We start from the raw sequence: 12,799 nt of genomic DNA, 5'->3' as shown, positions 1-12,799 counted from the left end.
ATTTTTTCAAAGGACAGTTCCTTATTTTTATTATATATCTGAATAATCTGTTGGCCTACAAAGGGTAGTTACGTTTTTAGAAACATTATTCTGGTATTGTGGCATGTCAGCCATTGGTTTATACAAAGGTCCAAAAGCTTTCCAATGTGCATCGCGCTCTGTCATGTTTTCGAAAGTCGTAAGATAAATTAAATTAGGCATTGTGCTACCTGCAATAACTTGACCATAAAAAACAGCATTAAAATTCAGTTTTTTGAAGATATCGATCTCACCATTATTAAACATGGAGATTTTATTTGCGGATAACTTTTCCGTTGGCGCTTCATAGCTTCTCAGTTCGTAAATACGTTCACTTTTATCTGCGTTTAATTTTGGAAGAGAAAGAAATGGCATCCCCTCAAAGGCTTTCATTAAAATCGTTTCAATCCTTGAATAGGGAGGATGGTTATATGCGGCCTCTAAGTACTGCTTTCCCGATGCTAAATATCTTTTATCTTTTAAAATATCTACTTCAAGACTCGCATATTTTTCAAGATTAGCCGATGAGCTGAATACGTAAATTAATTTATCTGTTTTATCCTTATTGTCAATCGGTTTGAAAACGGCAATCTCTTTAAATCCTAATTTGTGCATAGCTGGCAAGTAGGTTTTTTCAAGAAAACCATCGATCACCTGTTCCTGTTCTGTGGTTTGGAAGTGATAAACCTTTAATTGAAAATAAGTAGTTGCTGTGCTGGCAAAACAGCTGAACTGACTACTGATAAAAATCAATAGGATTAACAACCGATGTCCCGGATTCATAGATCTCACCATGTTTAACATTTAGTTTTATAGATTTAGATTATTATTTTTTGTTTTCTTATTATTAAGAATAATATAGATTAAAAATATGATTTTTTTTGTACAATACAGCTGTTAGAATCCAACCATGCTATTTGGTATTGAGTTACCGGAATAGAATCTACGAGTATCCTGTTACGCAAGACGGTAAAATACAATTTGCTCTGCCCGGTTATAATATTGGCAATAAAGAAATTCAGATTGGCTATAGCATAATTTCCGATCTTCTTAGATATCTGTTATATTTACTGTAAATAAATAGCTTATAAACTTAACGTGAAAAGAATGGGAAACGCTGATAAACACTATTTCAGTTGGTCCGAAGAGGAATTGCTTTCCGAAATACAACGGGGAGATTATGCAGCATTCACCGAAGTCTATAACCGGTTTGCCGCCAAACTATATAGCTTCTCACAAAAAATCGAGCTCGATACAGCGGATCGTGAAGATATCATTCAGGAAGTTTTTTCTGCACTTTGGGTACGGCGGGAAGTTATTCAGATTGATAATCTCGGCGCATGGCTCTACATGTCCGTCCGTAAGCAGGCGCTTTATCAGTTGCGGAAGAAGAAATACAGGGATAATCACATCCAGAGCATAATCAATTTTGTGACACCATTCTATGATCCAATTTTAGGGCAAATCCAGGAAAAAGAGCTGCAACACTTTTTGGACCGTCAGTTAGAAAAACTTCCACCACGAGCCCAAGAAGTATTTCGCCTGAGCAGACAAGAACATCTAACCTATAAAGAAATTGCTGAACAATTGGGGATTTCCGAAAAGACAGTTCGTAAACAGGTTCAGAATGTTCTTAAGATTTTCCGCTATAAGCTTGGACATAAGACCATTGAGGGGCTCGTTATCATTGCCTATCTCTACGAAAAAAAATAATTGAAATTTTTTATACCCCATAAGGGATACTTGTGCAACATGTATTTGATTAGGGGAAAAAAATAATCAATTATGACCAAGGATAAAATAAAACTATTACTGGATAAGTATGCAAAGGGTACCTGTTCTGTCGAAGAACGGCAGCTATTGGAATTGTGGTTCGAGCAGCAACAAGTTATCAATGAAGAGTCGTTCAGTCCGCAGGATAAAGAACGGGTATGGCGGTACATCGACGCCAAGGCTAATCCTAAATCAATCAAAAAGGTCCGAATACCCGTATACTACCGTTGGGCTGCGGCGGCAGTTGTACTATTTTGCCTGGCTATTGGTGGCTATTTTATCCTTCAACGTCAGACACTAAAGGATTCTGCAGCTGAATTGCTGGCAAATGAAATTTTACCTGGTGAGAATAAAGCTGTATTAACCTTGAGCGATGGCCGCCAGATTGCACTGACACCGAATAATGCCGAAGCGACAAGAGATCAGGGCGTTGTGATCACAAAAAATGCTGCCGGCCGATTGCAGTATAAAATAGACCCTAATCTTGTTACTGGAGCTGGCTACAATAGCATCGAAACTCCAAGAGGTGGTCAGTATGAAGTGATTCTTCCCGATGGATCTCAAGTCACCCTAAATGCCGAATCGTCTTTACGGTTTGCGGTTAATATGCAGCATCAGCCCAAGCGTGTTGTTGAATTAAAGGGTGAGGGATATTTTGATGTCACCAAAGACCCGAGACGTCCTTTTATAGTGAAATCAGATCAGCAGGAAATCCAAGTATTGGGCACTGTTTTTAACGTGAATACCTATCATTCCTCTCAAAAACTGACGACATTGCTTGAGGGGTCAGTATTGGTCAACAAGACACAAAAGCTGCGTCCGGGACAACAGGCGAGGGTGGAAGCCGATCGTATTGTCGTGAAGGATGTCGATGTGAACGATTTTGTGGATTGGAAAAATAATTCCTTTATTTTCAGAAATGAAAATCTAGTTTCAATCATGGAACGCATAGGCAGATGGTACAACGTTCAATATACGTTTAAAGATGTGGACACGAAGAAAGTGATGTTCAATGGTGAGATATCCCGGTATGCAAAGGTTGAGGAAGTCCTTCATCTCTTGAGCGTCACCTCAAAACTTGATTTTGAGATCAAAAACCGAACAATTGTGATTAGTAATCAATAACCAAAAAGTCCCTTCGGGGCAGTTATAGCTTTTATAAACTCAATAGAATCAATTAAAATCCAACGTAATTATGTGGTTTAAATCATTTCAAATGATAAGAACTATAGGCATCTCTATGCTTATGCTTCAGATTTCCATATCAGCTGCGGGACAGGCAAATATCACATTGCGCAAGCAACGGATCAAAGCCATAGACCTCATTCGGGAAATCAAAAAACAGACTGGTTTTAATGTACTGTATTCCAGTCAGATTTTGGATGACAATCGCCTGCTGAATGTCGAATTCAAAAATGCACCCCTGCAACAGGTTATGAACATGTTGCTTCAGGGGCAACAACTGTCCTACGAACAAAAGGATAATACTTTACTGATAAAAGCTTTGCCGGCAAAGGATACGTTCGGCAGCGCAGTGCAAACACCGAAGGTCATACAACAACAGCCCCTTCAAGGGAAGGTTGTGGACCAGACAGGTAAGCCGCTGGCGGGAGCGAGTGTAACGATAAAAGGAAGCAATAAAGGCGCCCGCTCAAATGCCGAGGGGATTTTTACCCTTCCTGATGTCAGACCTGGAGATGTGCTCGCTATACGCTATGTTGGCTATGTGCCACAAGAAGTTACTGTAAGCGTGTTAAACAAGGAAATTCAGGTTCAGCTCGCTCAGGAACAGGCGACCATCGACGAAGTTGTTGTGACTGCATTGGGGATTAAACGCTCCGAAAAGGCGCTCAGCTATAATGTTCAACAAGTGAAAGGTGATGACCTCACACAGGTCCGCGATGCCAATATGATCAACTCACTCAACGGCAAGATTGCCGGTGTGACCATCAATAGCAGTTCAGGTGGTATCGGTGGAGCAGCCAAAGTAGTCATGCGTGGTGCTAAGACCATTGAACAGGACAATAACGTACTTTACGTCATAGACGGTATCCCGATGTTCAACAAAAAGTCGACTGAAGGATCTGAGTTTTCCTCGACAGGTACTTCCGAAGGTATTGCAGATCTTAATCCAGAAGATATCGAATCCATGTCGGTGCTGACCGGAGCTGCTGCTGCAGCCCTCTATGGATCAGATGCTGCAAATGGTGCCATCGTCATCAATACGCGCAGAGGAGTCGCCGGAAAAACTTCCTTGAGCCTGACACAGAATACCCAATTTCAGAACGCCTTTGTGCTGCCATCATTCCAAAATCGCTATGGTACAGGTTCCAGCCTGGCCGCGGGAGTGAATGATAAAAGCTGGGGAGCGGCATTGACGGACGTAAATAACTACAATTATTCGCCCGTTAAAGATTACTTCCGTACCGGTGTTGTCGCTACCGAAGGGATTTCCTTATCTACAGGAACGGATAAAAATCAGACCTACGTTTCGGCAGGAGCAGTCAATGCAATGGGAATCGTGCCCAATAATAAATACGACCGCTATAATTTTACTTTTCGTAATACAGCTAAATTCCTGGACGATAAGCTTACATTGGACGCAGGGCTGAACTATATCAAGCAGCGCGATCTCAATATGACTAATCAAGGGATCTATTCTAACCCCCTGACTACCGCGTACCTATTCCCTCGTGGGGATGATTGGGAAGCCATCCGGATGTACGAACGTTATAATGTGCAGCGCAAGATTAACGAACAATACTGGCCACAGGGACTAAATGAAGTGGTCGGACAAAATCCTTATTGGATCAACTACCGTAATCTCAGGGAAACTAAAAAGGATCGTTATTTGATCAATGCCAGCCTGAGTTATCAGGTAAACGATTGGTTAAACCTATCTACCCGTGGCCGAATGGACAATACCACTGGCAGGTTTACTGAAAAGCTCTATGCCAGTACCAATACGACGATCACTGAGGGGTCAAAAAATGGCTTCTTCGGTCTTGACGAACAAAAATCAACACAATACTATGGTGATATCATGGCCAACATCAACAAGTCATTCCATGATTTTAGCTTACAGGCTAACCTAGGTGGTATTATCCTGCATGACAAAACGAGCTCATTACCCATCAGAGGACCTATTCTCGAAAATGGTCTGACCAACAAGTTTGATATCACCCAGATTGATGACCGGAAAAAATCCCCTATGATTGACCGTAGCCGGGAGTCGCAGTCGGTATTTGCCAGTGTGGAACTCGGTTATAAAAACACCTATTTCGTAACAGCTACAGGCCGAAACGACTGGCACTCCAATCTTGCAGGGCCCAAGTCCACAACTTCATCTTTCTTCTATCCGTCAATAGGTGCGACGGCGGTGATTTCACAGCTAGTGGATATCTCGGATATTTTTCAGTACCTCAAAGTACGTTCATCTTACGCTTCAGTAGGAAGACCATTTCCGGAATTTCTGGCCAATCCGATCTATGAGTGGGATGTAGCCACCCAGCAATATAAAGGCCTGTCGCATTATCCGATCAGCGATCTTAAACCTGAGCGTACCAATTCGGCTGAGGTAGGGTTGAATGCTAAATTTCTGAATGGATTTAATCTGGACCTTACACTATATCATGCAACCACCCTCAATCAGACTTTTAACCCACAGCTTTCGGTATCTTCAGGATACAACCGGCTATATGTACAGACAGGTAAAGTCGTGAATAGGGGTATTGAAGTCGGCCTCGGTTACGAAAAGAAATGGGGTGCATTGCAATGGAATTCGAACTATACCCTCACGGTAAATCGCAATAAGATCAAGGAGCTGGTCCGAGGTTATGTACATCCGGAAACTGGTGCTGTAATCAATAAAAACCGCCTGGATGTCGGCGGACTTTCACAGGCAAGGTTTATTCTTAAAGAAGGGGGGACCCTAGGCGACCTCTACTCGTTATCGGATTTGTTACGAGACGACAATGGTAAAGTCTACGTAACAGCTGATGGCAAAGTGGTCAACAGCAACACTGTTGGGGATATTTATTTGGGTAGTATATTCCCTAAATCCAATATGGCCTGGCGAAATGCATTTCAATATAAAAATTGGATGCTTGATTTTACGCTTGCGGCACGTTTTGGAGGAGTCGTCTATTCCGCAACACAAGCTTATATGGATTACTATGGTGTTTCTGAAGCTTCGGCACAAGCCCGTGACCATGGCGGTTTTACTGTCAACGGTACAGACATTGTCGATGCAGAAGCCTATTATAATGTTGTAGGCGCAAATTCGGGAATCCCGCAGTTCTATACTTATAGTGCTACCAATGTGCGCCTGCAGGAAGCAACAGTTGGTTATACTTTTCCGAAATCACTTTTGGGCAACAAAGCCGCATTAAGTGTAAATCTGGTAGGACGTAATCTCCTCATGATTTATAATAAGGCACCTTTTGATCCCGAATCGACAGCAAGTACAGGCAACTATTATCAGGGAATAGACTATTTTATGACGCCGAGTACACGGAATTTAGGCTTTAACGTTCGTCTTAAATTTTAATTCATTATGGAACTATTTTTTACCAAAAGATTAAGTGTATATCCGTCAAATGTTAATTCTAAAATATATAACAGTTATGAAAAGATATAAGATTTTATTTTGGGGAGTGCTGCTATCGTCAGCCACGCTTTTCTCCTGTACTAAAAACTTTGAAAAATATAATACTGATCCAGCCGGTGCCACAGCAGAGGAAGTTGAGCGCGATGCTTATGTGCTTTCCTCCGCAATGATCGGGCTACAGGCCTGGGTGGTGCCTTTGGATGTCAACGCCAATCAATTTATTGAATGTTTATTGGGCGGTTCAATGGGTGGCTATCTGGCAGACTCCAATAATGGATTCAATGGGAAGAACTTTGCGACCTACAATCCAGAAAATGGCTGGTCCCGAGTACCGTTTAATGATATATTGCCCAAGCTATTTGTGCAGACCAAAACCATAAGACAGGTTTCAAGTGATCCTTCTATCCACGCTGTTGCCGATATCATCAAAGTGCTGGCAGTGTCTCGTGTGACTGATATTTACGGCCCTATACCCTACTCCAAAGTTGGTGAAAATGGAGCGTTGGAGGCACCCTACGATTCCCAGGAACAAGTATATGATCTCCTATTTACCCAGTTGGATGATGCGATCAAGATATTGACAGAACGAAGGACCCAGAATTTCTCTAGCAAGGCGGATCTGGTGTATAGCGGTAATGTATTGCAATGGATCAAACTGGCCAATTCCATTAAACTCCGTCTTGCCATGCATATTTCCGAGGTCAGTCCTACGAAAGCACGTCAGAAGGCCGAGGAGGCCGTTAATCACGAAATCGGCGTCATCCGTGACAATGCCGACAATGCCTTTGTGAAGCCAATCAACAGAAATCCCTTTCGTGTGATCATGTACGAATATAACAATGGAGATTCACGTGTTTCGGCAGATATCACCTCCTACATGAATGGATATGCAGATCCCCGGAGAGCCAAATATTTTACCCCTTCAACCTTTGGTGGCACTGTCAGCAATGGCTTTCATGGTCTACGTTCGGGAATACAGATCCCGAGTGGAGACATCCCCAAACAATATGCTAATATGAATGTGACTGAGACGGATAAGCTGCTCTGGTTTAACGCGGCCGAAACATCGTTTCTACAGGCCGAGGCTGCTTTAAAGGGATGGAATATGAGGGGCACAGATGCCGCTACCCTATATAATCAGGGAATCCGTCTATCCTTTATGCAATGGAATGTCAATGGAGCTGATGATTATCTAAACAACAGCAGCAATAAGCCCGCGGCATATATCGATCCCCTGGGTGTCTTTTCTTATGCAGGGCTACCGAGCACGATTACAGTTAAATGGGAAGAGAGTAGTACGACGGCACAAAAAATGGAACGCATCATTACCCAGAAATGGATAGCCAATTTTCCGCTTGGTGTAGAAGCATGGACAGAATATCGCCGTACAGGATATCCAAAGTTAATGGAAGTCATGGTCAATAACAGCGGTGGTCGTGTGGACAGCAAACGAATGGCTCGTCGTCTGCCTTATCCGCAGGAAGAGTATACAGAAAATAACAAGAATGTAACCGAAGCCGTCAGCAACCTGTTAAAAGGCGCCGACAATATGGGAACAGATCTTTGGTGGGTAAAAAAATAATCGTTGCATTATGAACTTAATACTATTCAAGATAAAGAAATATAGCCTGGCCCTGTTGCTTGGAGCAACGGCGGCTGGTATGGTCTCCTGCAATAAATGGACGGAAGCAGAGCCGCTGAAAATAGCAAGTCCGGATATAGAAGAACAAAATCCGGCGCTCTATGCTAAGTATTTAGAAGATTTACGAGCTTACAAAACCAGCCCGCATACCATTAATATGGGCTGGTTTAATAACAATAAAAAGACACCCTCCAGTCAGGGCGATCATTTTTCAAAAGTTCCGGATAGCCTAGATTATATCGTACTGGAATCGCCTGTGGATCTGGTAGACCGAGAAGTAGGTGAAATGAACGATCTGTTGAATAAGAAAGGGAGCAAAGTAATTTTTGAGATTGATTTTAATCAAATTAAAACTGCTTACGCCAAAAAAGAAAACAACACGGTGACGTTTCAGAATTTCTTAACCGACACCGTGAGTTCAATACTATTGGCGGTGGATAAATTTCCCTATCAGGGCCTGGTACTTTCCTATATGGGCAAAGAACAGATGCACCTGACACCGGAAGAAAAAGAGCAGCTGGAAGCAGAAGAGAATCTTTTCTTTCAGATTATAAATCCATGGTTGACAAAAAACACGGGTAAAAGTCTATTTTTTAAAGGTAGTCCGCAAAACCTGATCAACAAAGATATTTTAAAGCGTGCAAGCTACATTGTTCTGCCCACAGAAAATGCAGTCGATACTGGTGGATTGAGCTATACGCTCCTGTCAGCAACGGTGGACGGCATACCGACAGACAAATTTATCGTTCTAGCAAGTATGACTTCGTATAAAGCAGATGAGGCCAAATTGGGTTATTTCCAAAACGGAAGCCGTTCGTCCATCGCTACTGCTCGATGGGCAGCAGCCGTACAGAATAGTATTCACATCGCTGGTATAGGTTATAAAAATTTGGCTTATGACTATTTCAATGTATTGAAGAGCTATCAATATAGCCGCGAAGCTATTCAAATTACAAATCCGGCAATCAAAGTAAAATAAAGACCATGAGAAAAAGACACATTTATTCTTTAGGGTTAGTATTGGTGTTGCTCACCCTTTTTACAGCCTGTAAAAACGAAGAATCCTTCGATAACAAAGTATTTATTTCCACTGGAAAATTGGAGCGGATTATCAACAAGCCTTCCGTCGGTCAAGCCCAGTTTGACATTAGAGTCGGGATGGCCAATCTCGAATCCACGGCCGTGCGAGTTGATCTGGCGGTGGACGCTCCGAAGCTGGATGCTTATGCTAAAATTTACAATGAAAAAGCAGAAATACTCCCGGCCAATTTCTATAGGTTATCGAGCAATAATGTCGAAATCAGTCAGGGCGCCGTGGAATCAAGTCCGGTGACCATTGCATTTGACAAGATCAATACCCTGGACCGAGACAAAGTTTACGTGCTTCCTGTATCCATTATTCCGGGAAATGTTGCGGTCTTGGAAAGCCAAAAAACAGTTTATTATGTCATTAGAGGTGGGGCATTAATTGATGTTGTGGCAGATATTGAAAACAACAATCTGCATATCGATCAATGGAAGACACCAGCTGCGGTAAATAATCTATCCAAGTTTACGCTAGAAGCGCTTGTTCGTGTACGTAATTATGATCGTATGATCAGTACAGTTATGGGTATTGAGGGGAGATTTCTGATTCGGTTGGGAGACGCCAACTTTCCACCAAACCAGATCCAGGTGGCGACATCAGCAGGTAATATACCGGGAGCAGATGCCGCAACAAAGGGGCTTCCGACCAACCAATGGGTACATATTGCGGTGACCTTTAATGGGGTCGATAGGAAAATTCGAGTCTATGTTGACGGAAAGTTACAGTCCGAAGCAAATACCAATTTATCCACGGTTAACTTCGGTGTGAATGGGCAAGACGGATTTTATATTGGCAGATCCTATGCCGATGACCGTTTCCTCGCGGGCGATATCTCGGAGTGTCGTATCTGGAATATCGAACGTACAATGGGCGAAATTGCCAGTACTCCTTACGAAGTAGACCCTGCGGCACAAGGCTTGGTTGCCTATTGGAAATGTAACGAAGGAAGTGGCAGTGTTATTAAAGATCATACCGTTAATGGAAATGACCTAACAGCAAAAACGGCATTGAAGTGGACGGCGGTATCGCTTCCGGCGAAATAACCAGTGGTAATAAAATAAATATGATAATTATGAAAATTTTAGCAAAGATACATAGCCTTTATATTTGGGCGCTGTTGCCCCTTGTTGTGATGGTAGCCTTTCAGTCCTGTAAAGATGATGCCATTCTGGTAAAGTCAGTCGATGAGTCTAAGTATGAGGTAAAAGGCGAGTCTATCGGTTTCTTAAAAGGCGCGGATGGCAAGGTTGATCAGTCGAATCTGGAGTTCCGGAATGAGGGCGTTTATGAAGTTGTTTTGCAGCTTTCCAAGCCCAATGCTCAAGTGGTAACAGGGAGCGTCATTTACAATGAAGAAGTACTTAATGCTTACAATAAAAAGAATGGTACCACATTTAAGGCTTTTCCAAAAAATCTGGTTACGCTTTCGGGCAATGGACAAGTAGAAGTGAAAGCCAGTGCGATAAGTTCCGGTCCGGTTAAAGTATCGGTAAAAAGTGGCGCTGAGATTGATGGCCGGGAACCCTATGTTATTCCGTTGAGTACAACGCTGCAATCAGGAGCTGTTCAGTCGAGCTCAAGTGACCTTTTGCTTTTTGTCAATGATCTCTCTAAAGTCCCTTCGACGGATAAGAGCACAGGCATCAAAATTATAAGCTGTATGGAGGTAAATGACGCTAATCCCCTAAGTAACCTTAGCCTGAAGTTGAAGAATAGCGATAAGTACCTGATTGATATGGTTATCCTCTTTTCGTCCAATATTAACTATGATGAGGCGACGGGTAAGGTTAAAGTAACACACAATCCAAACGTCACCCATCTGCTTGCCAATCGTGCCAAATATCTCAAGCCTTTGCAGGATAAAGGGATGAAAGTGATCTTAAGTATCCTTGGCAACCATGACCGGTCGGGAGTGGCCAATCTTTCCGATGCTACTGCTAAAGCATATGCGCAGGAAATTAAAGCTGTTTGTGAGGCCTATCATTTGGATGGGGTATTTTTTGATGATGAGTATTCGGCCTATCAGTACCCGCCGCCGCCAGGATTTGTGGAACCATCCAACAAAGCTGCGGCCCGTCTGGTGTATGAAACAAAGCAGGCAATGCCCAATAAGCTAACGATGGTATATGTCTATTCAAGTACAGGATACTTTGGTGGATCCAGCGCTCTTGAAGAAGCCGAGGCCGGACAATATGTGGATTATGCTTTACATGATTACGGCCAGTCCTATGATTTGACGAGTAGTTTTCCAGGGCTTCCAAAATCCGGATGGGGAATGTCATCTGCGGAATATGCACGTGGTTATATACCATCAACAAATGCTCTTAATAATATCCGTGCCGGAGGATTTGGTGCACACATGATTTTTGCATTGGATCCTAGCAGATCAAATTTTAATAGCACACAGACTAGGGCACTGCAAAATATTGCCAAAGTCTTGTTTGACGATGAACTCGTTATCGATCGAAGCCAGATCTACAGCAAAGACTGGTAATTTCGAATGATCTTGGATAAATGGTGGTTGAGGCTGTCATCCTTCGGGAAGGCAGCCTTTTTTGATTTATTATTTCGATTTCATTAGGAGGTTCTCCATGTTTTGTCGCATTACCGATCAGGTTAACAAAGGCCGCCCCATTTTATTTTTTTTCGAAAGCTGGGATTTTCAGCATTTGATTCAGTAGCGTTTCAATATTTAATTGATCGAGTTTTTTGCCAATAAAGACAAGCACATTTGTTTTTTCTTCACCTTCTTCCCAATAGTCGCCGTAGCCCATGTCCACTCGGGACCCTACCGTCTGCAGGACAATTTTTTTATTGTTATCACTTTTATAGCCTATTCCTTTCATTCTATAGATCCGATCCGTATACTTTCCAACGAGCTTACTGAGTGCGAGAAAAAGATCTATATAATTAAATTCTTCAGGAAATATATACGTTCGATAGGAGATGTCAGAAAGATGTTGCTGCACGGATGATGAAAAAGTTTTCGCTTTTACAGCAGATAGCTTATCGTTTTTTACCAGTGAGAATGATTTATTGTTGTTATGAGAATAACTCACTTGCTCTATTTCCTCAAATGGAAATTGTTTTTTGCTGGTAGCGCAAAATAATCTTGCTAAAGGATTTAATGTTAGCAAGTACTTTTGTAGATCATTTAAATAATCAGGGTGTACGGATTCGGTTTTGTTGATGAGGAGAATATCGGCAGCAGTTATCTGTCTGAGCACTTCATCTCTTTCTTTCATCTGATCCGTTATAAATTCTGCATCAATTAAGCAGATCACTCTTTTTAAGGGAAAATATTCTTTAAAAATAGGGTGGATCGTGAAAGGCTCCATAACGGTACTCGGCATTGCTAGGCCAGTACACTCAATGACCAATTCATCAAAACTATCTCTGTCGGCATGAAGCGTTTCGAGGGCGCTATATAGATCATCGTTTAGCGTGCAACAAATACATCCATCTTGAAGTTCGATAAGCTGTCCATAATTTTTAGCCAATAACATGCCATCAATATTCAATTGCCCGATTTCATTTTCAATAATAGCGAAACGGTGTTCAGCATAATGCTTCAATAGCGCATTTAGAAAAGTTGTCTTTCCCGCTCCCAGAAAACCTGTCAAGATCGTTACTGGTCTTGCCTCAAGATCATTCATGTGATTTTACTCCT

The 12,799-nt window shown here is 42.2% G+C and carries 9 protein-coding genes; 7 read left to right on the top strand and 2 right to left on the bottom strand.

Annotated elements, in window-relative coordinates; genetic code table 11:
• Nucleotides 1-30: 30 nt before the first annotated feature.
• Nucleotides 31-771 carry an NIPSNAP family protein gene (locus M2408_RS15015; protein WP_259183135.1) on the bottom strand — a complete coding sequence of 247 codons (741 nt, stop codon included), beginning with the start codon at nucleotides 769-771 and terminating at the stop codon, nucleotides 31-33.
• 354 nt (nucleotides 772-1,125) lie between these two features.
• On the opposite strand from M2408_RS15015, the gene M2408_RS15010 reads away from it, so the two are divergent.
• The 7 genes from M2408_RS15010 to M2408_RS14980 all read left to right on the top strand — a co-directional run bounded on the left by M2408_RS15010 (nucleotide 1,126) and on the right by M2408_RS14980 (nucleotide 11,623).
• Complete coding sequence (locus M2408_RS15010) at nucleotides 1,126-1,731, top strand: RNA polymerase sigma factor (RefSeq protein ID WP_120258845.1); 606 nt, start codon at nucleotides 1,126-1,128, stop codon at nucleotides 1,729-1,731.
• A 72-nt stretch (nucleotides 1,732-1,803) separates the two neighbouring features.
• A complete protein-coding gene (locus M2408_RS15005) occupies nucleotides 1,804-2,916 on the top strand; it encodes a FecR family protein (protein WP_259183134.1) in 1,113 nt (370 codons plus the stop codon).
• A 91-nt stretch (nucleotides 2,917-3,007) separates the two neighbouring features.
• Nucleotides 3,008-6,340 (top strand): SusC/RagA family TonB-linked outer membrane protein, encoded by a 3,333-nt coding sequence (locus M2408_RS15000; protein ID WP_259183133.1) that lies wholly within the window; start codon nucleotides 3,008-3,010, stop codon nucleotides 6,338-6,340.
• A gap of 76 nt (nucleotides 6,341-6,416) precedes the next feature.
• Nucleotides 6,417-7,982, top strand: a complete 1,566-nt coding sequence (locus tag M2408_RS14995; RefSeq protein WP_259183132.1) for a RagB/SusD family nutrient uptake outer membrane protein — start codon at nucleotides 6,417-6,419, stop codon at nucleotides 7,980-7,982.
• A gap of 10 nt (nucleotides 7,983-7,992) precedes the next feature.
• Nucleotides 7,993-9,021 (top strand): glycoside hydrolase family 18, encoded by a 1,029-nt coding sequence (locus tag M2408_RS14990; protein WP_259183131.1) that lies wholly within the window; start codon nucleotides 7,993-7,995, stop codon nucleotides 9,019-9,021.
• Nucleotides 9,022-9,026: 5 nt separating this feature from the next.
• Entirely contained in the window at nucleotides 9,027-10,172 is a 1,146-nt protein-coding gene (locus M2408_RS14985) for a DUF1735 and LamG domain-containing protein (protein ID WP_259183130.1), read from the top strand.
• A gap of 29 nt (nucleotides 10,173-10,201) precedes the next feature.
• A complete protein-coding gene (locus tag M2408_RS14980) occupies nucleotides 10,202-11,623 on the top strand; it encodes a BT_3987 domain-containing protein (RefSeq protein WP_259183129.1) in 1,422 nt (473 codons plus the stop codon).
• A gap of 142 nt (nucleotides 11,624-11,765) precedes the next feature.
• On the opposite strand, the gene M2408_RS14975 is transcribed toward M2408_RS14980, so the two are convergent.
• Nucleotides 11,766-12,785 carry a GTP-binding protein gene (locus M2408_RS14975; RefSeq protein ID WP_259183128.1) on the bottom strand — a complete coding sequence of 340 codons (1,020 nt, stop codon included), beginning with the start codon at nucleotides 12,783-12,785 and terminating at the stop codon, nucleotides 11,766-11,768.
• Nucleotides 12,786-12,799: the final 14 nt, after the last annotated feature.

The sequence above is a fragment of the Sphingobacterium sp. BIGb0165 genome (genome assembly GCF_024810095.1).
GTDB classification, from domain to species: Bacteria; Bacteroidota; Bacteroidia; order Sphingobacteriales; family Sphingobacteriaceae; genus Sphingobacterium; species Sphingobacterium detergens.
This window is presented reverse-complemented; position numbering and strand designations above follow the sequence as displayed.